Source organism: Prolixibacter denitrificans (assembly GCF_003014495.1).
GTDB classification, from domain to species: Bacteria; Bacteroidota; Bacteroidia; order Bacteroidales; family Prolixibacteraceae; genus Prolixibacter; species Prolixibacter denitrificans.
Map to the genome: position 1 here is coordinate 18549 of NZ_PYGC01000016.1, position 15229 is coordinate 33777.

The 15229-nt window shown below is 44.4% G+C and carries 6 protein-coding genes; 5 read left to right on the forward strand and 1 reads right to left on the reverse strand.

Going from position 1 to position 15229, the window contains the following annotated elements; genetic code table 11:
- Nucleotide 1 precedes the first annotated feature (1 nt).
- Nucleotides 2-1951 carry a RagB/SusD family nutrient uptake outer membrane protein gene (locus tag CLV93_RS19120; RefSeq protein WP_106543836.1) on the forward strand — a complete coding sequence of 650 codons (1950 nt, stop codon included), beginning with the start codon at nt 2-4 and terminating at the stop codon, nt 1949-1951.
- A gap of 223 nt (nt 1952-2174) precedes the next feature.
- Here CLV93_RS19120 and CLV93_RS19125 read toward each other — a convergent pair whose 3' ends face one another.
- Nucleotides 2175-6272: a hybrid sensor histidine kinase/response regulator transcription factor gene (locus CLV93_RS19125; protein WP_106543837.1), complete on the reverse strand. Its 4098-nt coding sequence runs from the start codon at nt 6270-6272 to the stop codon at nt 2175-2177.
- Nucleotides 6273-6714: 442 nt separating this feature from the next.
- Between CLV93_RS19125 and CLV93_RS19130 the strand changes: the two genes are divergently transcribed.
- The 4 genes from CLV93_RS19130 (at nt 6715) to CLV93_RS19145 (ending at nt 15205) form a co-directional block, all read left to right on the forward strand.
- On the forward strand, nt 6715-9912 hold the full coding sequence (locus CLV93_RS19130; protein WP_106543838.1) for a SusC/RagA family TonB-linked outer membrane protein: 3198 nt from the start codon (nt 6715-6717) through the stop codon (nt 9910-9912).
- An 18-nt stretch (nt 9913-9930) separates the two neighbouring features.
- The gene (locus CLV93_RS19135; protein WP_106543839.1) at nt 9931-11598 is read left to right on the forward strand and encodes a RagB/SusD family nutrient uptake outer membrane protein; all 1668 of its coding nucleotides are present in this window, start codon (nt 9931-9933) and stop codon (nt 11596-11598) included.
- 19 nt (nt 11599-11617) lie between these two features.
- Nucleotides 11618-12937 carry a glycan-binding surface protein gene (locus CLV93_RS19140; protein ID WP_106543840.1) on the forward strand — a complete coding sequence of 440 codons (1320 nt, stop codon included), beginning with the start codon at nt 11618-11620 and terminating at the stop codon, nt 12935-12937.
- Between the two features lie 117 nt (nt 12938-13054).
- Entirely contained in the window at nt 13055-15205 is a 2151-nt protein-coding gene (locus CLV93_RS19145) for an endo-1,4-beta-xylanase (RefSeq protein WP_106543841.1), read from the forward strand.
- Nucleotides 15206-15229: the final 24 nt, after the last annotated feature.

Genomic DNA, 15229 nt, shown 5'->3' on the forward strand with positions numbered 1-15229 from the left:
AATGAAACGTATACATATAAAAACTTTTATGGGAGCAATCGTGATGTCGTTGTTCCTGGCGTCTTGCTCTAATAATATTTTAGATGAGCAGCCGCGTAGTATTTATACACCTGATTTTTTCAAAACCGAAAAAGGTGTTTACGGAGGATTGACTTCTTTGTATGCACATCTGCGCTATATCTACGGAGAAGCTTACTTCTATAATACCCTGGAAACCGGTACCGATGAAGCAACTTATGCTCAGAGTGCGGACCAGAACTTTAAAGTGATGGATATGACGGGTCAGGGTGATATCACCTCGACCAGCAGCCGTAGTGACAGATTGTGGGGAGCTACTTTCCCTGACATTAACACGGCAAGTGGTATCATCGAAAATGCCAGCGCAGTAGGCATATCCGACGCTTTGATTGCTGAAGCCAGGTTCTTTCGCGCATTTGACTATTTTCTGCTGGTACAAACGTTCGGTGGAGTACCATTGGATTTAGGTGCAGGGGAACTGAAGTTTAACACATCTCCTGTCAGGGTTTCAACCCGCAATACGGTACCCGAGGTTTATACCAAAGCCATATTCCCGGACTTACTGAAAGCAGTAGCCGACTTGCCCGTCAATCCAAGGGTAACCGGTGGTGCCACGCAAACACTTGCCCGTCTTTATTTGGCTAAAGCCTATCTCACCTATGCGTGGTGGCTTGAAAATCCCAATAATATTCCTACTTATCCGGCGAGTGACCGGGTTGATCCAGACGGACATGATGCTCAGTGGTACTTTCAACAGGCATATAATGTAGCAACAGCTGCCATCGACGATCCCGGACCTTTCGGATTACAGCCAACTTACTATGACGTTAACTGGGCTCCCAATGATCGCAATAACGAAATATTGCTGTATGCCGATCACACCGAGACCAGTGAATATTACAACGGAAGTAGCCTTACATACAGTAGCGCCGGTGATCATGATAACTGTGCTGTTTGGATGATGACGTGGAACTACACGGTGATTCGAAGCAGCTCTTCCAACACCGAATGGTCAGCAATGAGTTCTGTTCAGCGTGAAGCAGAGCAGCATTTGGGACGCCCATGGACCCGTATGTGTCCTACGATTGGTGTAATCAAAAACACTTTTGCTGATAAAACGAACGATTCGCGGTACGACGGTACCTTTACTACGGTTTACAGAGGTAACTGGGATAAAGCCGGCATCACTGGCCCTGTTTATAATGCAAACTTTATGGAGGTTCAGCCCGGCGATGCAATATTGACTTTCTTAAACAACGACCCGGCAACTTCGCTTACCTATCCAAGTGGAGCAGGTAATAGCAACATCGGTGCAGCTGAAGTTCCCGGACGGTCCGACTTTGTGATCGCGCCGAGCGGAATTAGCCGGATTGTATATCCTGGCCTTTGGAAGATTGGTACCTATCGTACCGATAACAACGGAGGCTTGGGACAACCGAATGCCGCTGTAACCCGTCCATTCAATATTGCTAAATTTTCTGAGCTCTACTTCATAGCAGCAGAAGCGGCAGTGAAAGGGGCTGCCACAACAGCAGGCAAATCCGCCAGGGATTTAATCAATGTGATTCGTGCGCGTGCCGGAAAATGGCGCTATGACAACAACGGTGATTCTACCAAAGTGGAAGATCATAGTGCTGAAATGGTCGCAGCTACACCTGCGAATATCACGATCGATTATATCCTTGCTGAGCGTTCACGTGAATATTACGGCGAAGGTTATCGCTGGTTCGACCTGGTGCGCACCCAGAAATGGGGCGAACTTGCCGGAACCTATCAAATTGGCGGAGCTAATTATGGAGATCATACACCGCAAACTGTGACGCGGAATATTCAACCGTATCTCTATCTGCGTCCAATTCCACAAAGCCAGATCGATGGTCTTGAAATGAGTGAGGCAGATAAAGCAGCTTATCAAAATCCGGGTTACAATTAACCGCGACTGTTTTATTGTAAACTGATACTGATACACAAAAGGGAGTTGGGGTGACCAGCTCCCTTTTTTTGCGAAGTAAAGTAGAATTTATAGTGAAAATCACAGGTTCGCTGCTGCTGATGGATCGGTCACGGTTCTGTTGTTTGACAAAGATTTGCACCGTTTTTTTACACGTGGAGAATGTTCAGTTCAGGAAAGTCGTGCAGAGCAAAAGGTCGATATTTTATTGTTCTTTATCCTCTTCCTCCATCGATTTGTGTTGTTTTTCGCTGTACTCTTTGGGCGAAACGCCATAATGAGATTTAAACGTGTTGGAAAAGTGGGAGAGATTGGAGTAACCTACGGCATATGCTACTTCGCTTACATTGAGCTTCTTGTTGGCGAGCAGATAAGCGGCCTGTTTCATCCGGATATTTCGGATAAAATCGCGCGCCGAATGATTCGTCAGCTCCTTTAGCTTGCGGTGCATATGAACCCGACTGATCCCGACACCTTCAGCCAGCATCTCGACGTTCAGGTTCTTTTCTGAGATATTATCCTTAACAATCGTCATCACTTTCTGCATGAGAATTTCGTCGTGTGACTTTAACGCAGTGTCAACTAATCCGTGTTGCTCTTCGGTGTCTTTGAATTTTTCGTAAATCCTTCTTCTGTTTTCAAGTATTCCGGCGATGGTTTTTCTTAACAGTTCACTGTTGAACGGTTTTACCAGGTACATATCAGCTCCGGTTTCAATTCCTTCAACGCGATTTTCTTCTTTAGAGAGGGCAGTCAACAGAACGACAGGAATGTGGCTGGTATGAATATTTCCTTTTACTTTTTTACAGAAGGCGATACCGTCCATCTCGGGCATCATGATATCGCTGAGAATTAGGTCGGGATTTTCATCCATCAGACTTTCAAAAGCTTCTTTCCCATTTTTATATTCTACCACGTTATAGGTTCCCGAAAGTTCGTCTACCAGGTAATTCCTGATCTCATCTTCATCATCAATAATCATCACCTTGTAACTGGTCTTTGGCTTTTGGTGTTTCGGGTGACTCTCCTCAATTATCCGAGGCGATACTTGTGGTGTAATCCGTTGAATGGGAGTCGGCAAAAGGTTTTCTTCGGTTACCAGATCTTCTTTCGGCAAATGTTCATTTCCCAAGGGTAGGGTAATGATAAACTTGCTACCCGGGCCATCCGTACGATTTTTAGCGATGAGTTCACCATTGTGCAGCTGAACGAGTGACCGAGACAGGTGCAAACCAATCCCTGTTCCGCCCATGTATCTCGCTTCCTTGGAATCGACCTGGTAAAAACGCGAGAAGATGCGTTCCAAATCACGCTCTTTAATACCGGTTCCGCTGTCACTTACAGTAATTCTCACCCGTTCGGTCCGAGCCTGCTTTTCCGTAGGGACTTTTTCTATATGAATTTTAATTGAACCACCTTCCGGCGTGAATTTGAAAGCGTTGGATAATAGGTTTAGAATTACTTTCTCGAAGTTCAGCGGATCGATCCAAACCTGAATATCCGGGTCGGTCGTTTCGATTTCGAATGAAATATTCTTGCTTATTGCCAACAGGTCATATGAATGAGAAATTTCCCGGGTGAAATTATATAGATTGGTTTGCTGAAACTTGACCAGGAGCAATCCTTTATCGATTTTTCGCACATCCATCAGCTGGTTAACCAGTCTGAAAATTCTACTGGCATTTTGATACATCACTTTGTATAACCTGGAAGTTTTCTCATCGGATTTTTGGTTCAGTAGTTTTTCCAACGGATCGATAATCAATGCCAGTGGCGTTTTAATCTCGTGCGATATGTTGATGAAAAACTGCATCTTCATTTCGTTAATTTGTTCGGCGTGCCGACGCATAAGCTTCTCCCGGTAGAAAAGGATGATTCCATAGAAAAGACCGAAAATCAGCAATACCCAGAGTGCTTTAGCCCAGGCCGTTTTGTACCAGGGTGGAAAGATAATGATGGTAAGCTTTCGGGGATTTGAAATTTGGGCCTTATCAACGGCACGGACGTAAAAAGTATACGTACCATGCGGGAGATTGGTGTAGGTTGCTCTCCGGTTCATGGAGTTGGTGATACTCCAGTTTTCATCGAATCCAACCATCTTATACTGATAGGAGATGCGTGACTGGTTGGCCAGCTCGAGCGATGTAAAACCAATGGAAAAAACATTGTCGCGTTCACGTAGCCGGACGGTGTCGGCCAACACAATTGATTTATTTAGTATGATATGTTTTCCTGATTGCTGGCCGATTTGAACCGGTTGGTTAAAAAGAGAGAAATCGGTTAGAATGACATCTCTGATTTTTTGTTTGAAATTTGGATAATTTTTCTTGACTTCCGTGATTCCATTGATACCACCGAAGAACAATTCCTGCCGGCTGGTTTTAAAGGAAGCGTTTCGTGAGAACTCGTTGGACTGGATTCCATCCGAAGCATAATAGTTGGTAAAGAGTTCTTTCTCGGGGTCAAACCGAGACAATCCTTTATGCGTACTGATCCAAAGCTTATGATGCTCGTCTTCCTGGATCGCGCATATCACATTACTCCCCAAACCGTTCTCCATCCGGTAAACTTTGGTTTGAAATGTTTGTGGATCAATTTTTTCCAAACCATCGTAGGTGCCTACCCAAATTGTTCCTTTCGAATCTGATTGGATGCAGTACACTGTATTATTAACGAGCGTTTTATCTGCTTCTGAAAAACGGGTTACCACACCGGCTTTCGGATCAACCACATAAAGTCCGCCATATGTTCCCACCCAATATCTTCGGTCTTTATCAATGAAAATATCGTTGACCCATTTTTGTATCTGGTCATTTAATGAATCGGGAATATTCAAGCCTTTGTAAAATAGTTGTGTTTTGGGGTTGAAACGACAGATCCCGCCGCCTAAAGTACCCAGTAAAAGTTCACCGTTTGAATCCTCTTTGATGGTCGTAATTTTGTCGTTTGCCAGACTGTGGCCGTTTTTGGGGTCGTTTTTATATATTTTGATGGATTTATTCTCTTTATCGTAGCGGATGAGCCCGTTGGAATACGTACCAATCCATAAATATTGATCTGGTCCGTTGTGAAGAACCAAAATGTTATTTCCCCTGGTAACACCTTTGGGATCTCTCAGGGTAAGGTGTTTGACCTTTTCATTAGCCAGGTTTAACCGGTAAATACCGTCGCCATCTGTACCAATCCAAAGAATATCACCTTTACCGTCGATGGAAGTAATACTGCTCGAACCGATGCTGTTTTTTCCAAAAGCTTCGTATCCGAAGTGTCTGAACATCTCGGGTGTGTCGGGGAATAGAAAAAGTCCTTTTTGGAAAATACCAACCCAAAGATTCCCTTCTGTATCTTCGATGATAGAATGAATTTTACTTTTCGAGAAATCGAAAGACGAACTTGAAGGGGAGTGGCTTTCCAGTTGATTTGTTTTTCGGTTCAGTAATTTCAACCCGAATCCATCAGTTCCAACCCATAATTGATGTTGAGAATCGAAGTAAAGGCTTTTGACAGGGAGATTACTCTGAGTGGTTCCGGCGGATGGAATCCTTTCAATTTGCCTGGTATTCTTGTTTATACGAACCAATCCTCCGTTGAGGCTCCCAACATAAATGCCGCCGTGATTATCCTGGCAAATGCTGGATATATCGTTGCTTGTTAATGCATATCCTCGCGGTGCAGATTGTCTGAAACTTAACACTTCGTCTGTTTTCGGATTGTACGAGTTTAGCCCTTCATCATCGGAACCAAGCCAGACGGTACCATCGCTATCTTCAAAAATGGTACGCAAAAAATGGCTGTTGAGGCGTTCATTCAATCCTGTTAGTTGGACCGGGATTTCGGTATCTCTTTTTATACGAAAAACACCGTATCCGGAAGTCGTCATCCAGATATCACCATTCGATGCACAAATGATCGAGCTGATATACGGATGAATGTTGGTGCTGTCGGTAAACAGTTTTATTTCCCTGAAAGTCTCGGTGGCATAATCGTAAATCTGAAGACCATTAATTAGTCCGACCCAAAGGTTCCCATCCTTGTCTTCCGCCAAGGATGTAACAAAATTTGATTTAAGCGATTGCGGCTGATTGTCATGGTGTGAATAGGAAGTGTATTTGATGCCGTCGAATCGGTTCAGTCCATCTTCGGTAGCTACCCAAATAAAGCCCATGTGATCCTGAAATACCTGATTAATTAAACTATTTGACAAGCCTTCATTGTGGTCAAACAGTCGTTTGGTTTGGGCATTCGATATACAAACCCCAAAATGGAAAATTGCAACAATCAGGATGAAAAGCTTGGATCGCATAAGTCTTTTTCTGGGCTAGTCTAAATTAAAAAAAAATCCGGATATACTTCCCGAGACAAAAATATTGTAATCGGGTAAACTGTGTAACCGGGATCGCACAAAATGTAACCATTTCGCAAGATTTGTAACGTACGGAAAAGCATAGGTAACTAACAGCAAAAGCGCACGCGAGATATATACCTACATTTGAAAGAAGAATCTAACGAAAATCCAATTTTACTAATTACCTGCTGGATGAATATTGAAAAATTCCAGCCAGTAAAAAATTAAAACTTTAATTATAAAAAATTTCAGACAACCTAACTTGTCGTGAATTAATCCAAATCTATGAAGCATTACTTTCCAAAAAGGAGGTCTGGGAGAATTACGCCTCCGATCGATCTGACTAATCCTGGAAAAGAAAAATCTCTATCCAATTATCTAACAACTAAATTCATTTCCTATGATGAAAACTGACACAATCAAAAGGAGAATTACGGTAACATTCTTCCTTCTGTTTTCGGTAACTTTTGTCGCGCTGGCACAAAATATCAAGGTAACCGGAAAGGTGACTGATAAAAAGACCGGCGAATCCATCCCAGGTGTCAGTATACTGGTGGAAGGCACCGCTCAGGGAACAGTTACTGACTACAATGGAGTCTATACTTTAGATGTTCCCGGGAATGCCCGGTTAACATTTAAATTTGTGGGCTATCAGCCGCAAACTATTCCTGTCGACAATCGTCGAACCATTAACGTTATCCTTCAGGAAGATGTTAAGTCGCTCGATGAAGTTGTTGTGGTGGGATACGGACAGATGAAACGGAGCGATTTAACCGGTTCGGTTGTTTCGGTATCCGACAATGCTATACAGGAATCCGTTCCAACATCTATTGACCAGGTTCTTAAAGGACGAGCTGCCGGTGTACAGGTACAGCAAAACTCCGGAATGCCCGGTGCCAGTACCTCAATCAGGATTCGCGGTATCAATTCTTTGAGTGCATCTAACGAGCCAATCTACGTGATAGATGGTGTTATAATTGACGGCGGGGCAACCAGCGCTGGGAACACAAATACAAGTGCATTGGCTTCTATCAACCCGGCCGATATTGTTTCGATGGATATTCTAAAAGACGCTTCTGCAACTGCCATTTATGGTGCCCGTGGTTCTAACGGTGTAATTATTATTACAACCAAGAGGGGGCAAAAAGGAAGAGCAACGATTAACTATAATGGTTACGTTGGTTGGCAGCAAATACCCACCAAGCTCGATGTGCTCGATTTGCAACAGTATGCCACACACCGGAATACCCTGGCTGACCTGGGATTGATCAATTACAACAATAATTTTGTCCGCCCCGATTTATTAGGCAAAGGAACGGATTGGCAGAATGAGTTATTCAGAACGGCCTCGATGAACAATCATTATCTTTCTATTTCGGGCGGGGACGAAAAAAATACCTACAATTTGGGGGCAGGTTATTCCAACCAGAATGGTATTGCGGCAGGTTCCGGGTTTGAAAGGCTGAACCTGACCGGAAGCTTTGATTCGCAAGTTAAAAGCTACATGAAAGCAGGAGTTAACTTCGCTTTTTCAAATACTTATCAGAAGTTGACAGTTTCCGATCAGTCGTTGGTGATAACGGCACTTAAGACAACGCCGGACGTGCCCGTACGTAATCCGGATGGTTCTTTCGCTGCATCGAACGAGCAGTATATGCCAACCAATCCCATGGCAATGGCCATGCTGATTGACAACCAAAAGGAAACTGCCGGCATCCGGTCGAATACTTATGTCGAACTAACTCCGGAGGTATTAAAAGGATTGTCGTTCCGTACCGAGTTCTCGTTTGACTTCAATTTTATTAATACCTATCGTTTTCAACCTACTTATCATCTCTCGGAAACACAGTTCCGCGACGACAATGAAGGAACTTATACCAAACAATACAACAAGTTCTGGAGTTGGAGAAATATTCTGACCTACGACCGGACTTTCGGACAGCATAAGGTGACCGCCATGTATGGTTTTGAAATGCAAAAATCATCGTGGGATTTTCTTTCCGGCACCCGTAACGGTTATCCGACCAACGGAGCTACTGATTTAACACTGGGTGATGCCACGACGGCCGCCAATAACGGGTATACCGGAGCCAGTTCGCTTCTTTCCAACTTCGGCCGTATTTTCTACTCTTATGCGGACAGATATCTGCTGACGACAACGTTAAGGTACGACCAGTCATCTAAGTTTGCCAGGAACAAACGTGCCGGTTGGTTTCCATCCGCTGCTCTGGCATGGAAAGTATCTAACGAAGATTTTCTGAAAGATAATACGGTAATTAATAATCTGAAACTTCGGTTAGGCTGGGGATTGGTCGGAAACCAAAATATTCCGGACAATTATGCATGGCTGGCCGCCTACACAACTGCAACCACCAACTGGGGAACAGGTTTGATTGCAGCCAATACGCCCAATGAAGATTTGACATGGGAGTCAACCAGTTCAAGCAACGTCGGTCTCGATTTAAGCTTGTTCCAGAACCGGATTGAATTTATTGGCGATGTCTATTACAAGAAAACTCAAAACCTGTTGTTACAGGCATCGCTTCCTGCGTATGTCGGAACTTCCGGACAAGGTGCAAGCGGACGCCCGTGGGTTAACCTGGGGTCATTAGAGAACAAAGGGATTGAGCTTACGCTAAACACTGTTAACATTAGCCATAATAAATTTCACTGGCGTAGTAATTTCGTATTTACACTGAACAGGAACAAGGTTCTGTCAATCAATACACAAACGGGAGAAGATGTTCGTTCTATAGATGATTCAAGCTGGGGGGCTACCGGTTCTACCATTATCAACCGTACCATCGTTGGTCAACCTATTGGCCAGTTCTACGGCTACCAGGTTATCGGACGGTTTGAAAAGGCAACCGATTTCTATTACAAAGACAAAGACGGAAATATAAAGCGTGTTCCGGTTATGAGTAATCTGCCTATCGATGAACAAAACGGTGTATGGATTGGTGATTACATTTATAAAGATCAAAACCACGATGGAGTAATTGACCAGAAAGATCGCACGTTTATCGGAAATCCGGAACCGAAATTTACATACGGAGTAGGAAATAGTTTTACGTACGGAAATTTGAGCTTATCGGTTTTCCTCACCGGTTCATACGGGAACGATGTGATCAACTATGCCCGCCGGTATATGGGTAATCCGCGCAGGAATATTTCCAACCTGTTTGCCTATGCTATTGATTATGCAAAAACAGGACTCATCGATCCCAATGGTCCGAATGATTACCGGAATGTGCAAATTACCGGTGGTGATCCGCACATGAGCCGTTTGCCCCAGTCAACAGCCACTTCCGATTATGATTTCGCATTCAGCGACCGTTTTGTTGAAAATGGTTCCTATCTCAGGATACAGAATATTTCGTTGGAGTACACTTTGCCTCAAAGATGGGTAAGGAAGGTTGGTATGTCCAATGTGAAGGTTTACTCTAATTTACAGAATGTTTACACGTTTACGAACTACAGCGGTTTCGATCCGGAAGTGGGTATATCCTATAGCGGGGGAAACCAGTTAAACGGTGTGGATAACGGACGATATCCTTCTCCAAGGATTTATACGGTTGGTGTCAATGTTACTTTCTAACCATTTAATTCAGTGAAAATGAAAACAAAAAGAATATTTTTCTCATTAATCATTGCATTGGCACTCTCGTTAAATTCATGCAATGATTATCTGGATATTAAGCCTAACAACCTGATTACCGGGAGTAGCCTTACGGAAGATAATCTTCCTGCACTCACTGCCCCTCTTTATAATAAAGTTTGGTTCGACTTCAATGACAAGTTCTATTACGGGTTAGGCGACGGAATGGCTTACAATTTATACGCGCCCTATTCCGATTACATTTATCCTTTTGCCGACTTGTCGGTAACCGGACTGACAGGACCTTTGGTCAGTGCCTGGTCGTCTTTGTACGTGGTTGTTCAGCAATCAAACAAAGTAATCAAGAGTATAAATGAAAGCTCTGCCGCTGACGATGTGAAGCAACAGTATATAGCTGAGGCTCGCTTTATGCGTGGTACGGCTTATTGGTACCTGGCTTCGTTATGGGGTAATGTGATTATTTCCGAAGACCCAACGCCGTTGGCGTCTAATCCGGTGGTTAATTCCAATCCGCAGAAAGATGCGTTCGAATTTGCCATCCGCGACATGGAATTTGCTGCCAAATATTTACCTGAAGAGTCGGGACAGCCTGGCAGAGTTAATCGTTACAGTGCCTTTGGGATGCTTTCCCGTTTTTATCTGGCTTATTCGGGCTTTGTTGCTTCGAATTACGGAGAGAGTCCGAATGTAGGAACACGTGATCAGGCTTATCTCGATCTGGCTAAAAAAGCTGCCGAAAAGGTGATTAACCAAGGCCCGTTTAGTTTGATGGAAAATTATCCGGATCTGTTCAAAATCGAACATAACAACAACACCGAGTCGATGTTTGCCTTCCAGTGGGTACCGGGTCTGAACAGTACTACCGGATATGGAGTGATTAACACTCACCAGGCCTATTTTGCATTTGGTTCGGAAGTTACGGGCGACGATGCTGCCTGGGGCGACTGGACGAGATGTCCTTACGACATGATTAAGGAGTATGAGGAAAACGACACCATCCGCCGCAAGGCAACGTGGATGGGGTATGGTGACTTTTATCCTGAAATCAACCAGGCCAATGGCGGACTTCTTTATGAGCGAAATGTATCGGGAAACAGCTCTACGACCCTGAATGTTAAAAAAGGAGTTGTCGGCTCCAGTAAAGATAATCCTGCTATCGGGCGAATGAACTCAGCTCTCGATAATTATATGCTGCGTTTGGCCGAAGTTTACCTGAATTATGCCGAGGCTGTTCTGGGTAATAACGAAAGTACGACTGATGCAACTGCTCTGATGTATTTTAACGATGTTCGCACACGTGCCGGTTTGGAGGCTAAAACCAGCATCTCATGGGAAGATATCCGCCACGAACGCCGTGTGGAATTCAGTATGGAAGGCAGGTATTGGTACGATTTGCTAAGCCGTGCTTATTACAAACAGCAGGAAATTATCAACTATATCGACGGTCAGGACCGGGGAACGATCCCAGCTTACTTGTTCAGCGCCCCCAATAATTTAAGCATCGATTCCGAACGAAATCCGGGAACCCGTCCGGTAGGGCAGGCTGATGCTTCTATTTTCCTGTTGCCTTATCCTGAATCAGAACTGATTCAGAACCCGAAATTGGGTGATGCTCCTGTTCCTTATGAATTTACGGAAGAGAGAATAACTGACTTATTTGAATAATTCCTCAAAAAGATATCCAATGAAAAATCAAGAATATAAAAGGTTTTGGACGTTATTCCTTGGGTTGTTTGTTTTTACGTTATTGCTGAATTCGTGTGAAAAAGACAACAACGATGGGGTTAATACGCCCGTAACGGTTACCAAGGTTTATCTGGAAGATGCTGAATCTTCCGTTCCCGACAGGGAAGTTACATTTGCCCGTCTTGGACAAACGATAAGGCTTGAGGGCTCTGGGTTTATCGGAGTGAAGAAAGTGTTTATCAATGGCTACGATAGTTATTTTAACCCTGCGTACATGACGGATAATTCCATGCTGGTAAGTATCTCTCAAAATGTACCGACGATTAAAGCTACTGAGGAAGAGAAAAATACCATCCGGTTATTCAAAAGCGAGAGCAATAGTTTCACTTATTCCTTCGAAATAAGAGCTTCCGCTCCAACGGTTACAGCGATTTCGCATACAATGCCCCAGGCAGGCGATCGGATTACGATTTATGGAACCGGGTTGCAGGGTATCACAAGCATAACGTTTCCCGGCAACGTAACCGTAACCGAAGGCATTGTCTCAGATGATGAAGATGGCAAATTCTGTATGGTAACTGTACCTGATGGAGTTTCCGATGATGGAGGAGCTATTCTGGTTGTGGGCGCCAATGGAGGTGCTTATTCGCCGGCGTGCTTTAATTTCAAAAAAGGATTGTTCCAGAATTTTGATGATGTCAATAACTACTCATGGGCATCCGGAATTGATGATGCAGGAACTCCTTTAACTGATGAGATTCCCGCCTCAGGTGATGGTCCCAAATCACAGGGAGGTTACCAGTGTTTCAACGTGAATGGCGAATCAATTGCCGCGAACTCTGACAAACGGTACTGGACCAACAGTTCGAGCTGGCCGTCTAATCTTCTTTCGGTAATTCCGGCCAGTACACCTGCTTCGGAATGTGGTGTGCAAATGGATATTTATGTTGAAAATGACTGGAATTCAGGTATTATTCGAATGGTAATGGCTGACGGTTCCGGAACGGATAGGTATTGTATGATTTATCGTCCGTGGTATGTAAACGGAACGGTTGTGCCTTTCGAGAACCCGGGTTATTGGTTTACCATTACGCTTCCTTTCAGCGATAGCGAAGACTATGTGGGTAAGACCTTTGGTGATGTAGTTACCTCTATGGCTGACGCAGCTTACCAGCAATCAGGCCCATGGTTTCATAATATCGGTGTACCTGATGTTGTGGAGCCAACAGCTACCAATGTAAAGATATACTTTGACAATCTTCGCGTCGTGCCGCTGAACACTCCATCGTACAGCGATTTCCCTGGCGTTGCAGAATAACCAATATAAATAGGTACGATTATGAAACGAAATAGAAAAAATATAATACGTCATATTTTGCCTTTCTCTATCTGTTGCTCACTACTATTGAGTCTGAGCTCATGTGACACGAATAAAATGGATTGGGGAAGAGATCCTTCGTATGGCGAAGTAACCACAGCTGAGCTGCCATTGGCTCTGTCTGAAAAAATTTCTCGCTACGAATCATTGAAAACCTACACCGATTTTACCCTCGGTGTGGGCATCGGTTTGGATTTGTATATGAATGATGAAACCTACCGGAATATCGTGAACGAAAACTTCGACGAAATAGCGGTAGGTTATGCCATGAAGCATGCGGCAATGGTCAATGCACAGGGCGAATTGAATTTTGGCCCGGTTGACGGACTCATCGCGAAAGCAAAAGAAGCCGGACTGACAGTGTACGGGCATACCCTGGTGTGGCATAAAAATCAGAACGCAAGCTATTTAAACGGACTCATAGCACCGACAGTGGTTCCTGCTCCGGCCGGTAGTAATGCCTTGGATATAACCGGTTTGCAGGATGGTTCATTCGACGGATGGAGCAAACTAAATCCAGGTGCCGGAATTACCATTGTCGACGGAGCGGGTCTATCAAGTACAGCTAAGGCGGTACAATTGGTTTCTTCTTCTTCATCCGCAAACGCATGGGATTTGCAATTAGGTTCTCCCGACATCGCGGTTGTGAGCGGGCACAATTATGAAATATCTTTCTACATCAAATCGGACCAGCCGGGTAAAGGACGTATCTCTTTTAGTGGGCTATCCAATAATTATCCGTGGCAAGACTGGTACAGTACCGGTGGCAGCTACACCGAAGCTTTCGAAACCACTTCGCAATGGCAGCAGGTGAAATTTACCGTGAACGATTTTACCGGTAGTACATTCTCAATGTTCTTCGATTTGGGATATCTGCCTGATGTGACCTATTACATCGATGTGGATAACATTATGGTGGTCGATTTGGATGCTGAGCCTACCGAAGTCAATTATGTCCAGAACGGTGGTTTCGAAACCGGAGATTTGACTAACTGGACTGTTAATAATGCAGGTGCTGGTATAGAAGCAACTGCCGAAGATAAGTTTTCAGGTGACTATTCAGTTAAAATGACTTCCAGTTCGTCGTCAGCCAATGCATGGGACCTCCAGCTGGAAAGTGATCAGATCTCTTTGGATCCCGCCAAAACCTACACATTCTCATTCAATGTTAAGTCGAATATCGACGGAAAAGGACGTGTTTCCTTCCCGGGAGGAGTAGACGGAAATCAATACCCATGGATGGACTGGACGGGAACAGGCGCTTCTGAAGCATTTACCACTCCCGCAGGTGTATGGACAGCTATCTCTGTTCAGCTGACAAATACATCCGACGTAAAACTGAGCTTCGACATGGGTTATTTGCCTGACGTTACTTACTATATCGATGATATCAAAATTGTAGAAAATACGACCAAAAGCGCACAGGCTACAGCCGCAGGACCGATTGTTATTGAAAAAACTCCTGAGGAAAAAGCCCAGATCATCGGTGATGCGATGGAAAGCTGGATTTCCCAGATGGTTAGTCATTATAAAGACGATGTACACGCCTGGGATGTAGTGAACGAACCCATGAACGAAGATGGTACTTTACGGGATGGAAATGTAAGCGATCCGGCATCCGATGAATTCTACTGGGTGAAATACCTGGGAGAGAATTATGCCGTAACAGCTTTCAACCTGGCCCGCCAATACGGTAACCCCGATGACAAACTGTTCATCAACGATTATAACCTGGAATACAGCCTGGAGAAATGCGACGGGTTGATTCAGTATGTTAGTTATATCGAAAGCCAGGGAGCTACCGTCGATGGTATTGGAACGCAAATGCACCTGTCGCTCAGCAGCGATACGGTTAAAATAGCCCAGATGTTCCAGAAACTGGCTGCGACCGGCAAACTCATTAAGGTATCCGAGCTGGATATCAAGGTGGGCACATCTTCGCCTACAGATGAGCAACTGGCGCAACAGGCGGCTCTCTATCAGTATGTTGTTGATGCGTACATGAAATATGTTCCGGAGAATCAACGGTATGGCATTACTGCCTGGGGTGTTTCTGATAATGAGCAGGAGCATGTGAACTGGATACCCGATGATGCGCCCAACCTTTGGGATGCCAACTATGAACGAAAATACGCTTATAAAGGCTTTGCCGACGGATTGGCCGGCCGGGATGTGAGTGCCGATTTTACCGGTGAACTTCAGTACTAACCAACTAGCTAGCGTGTATTAGCA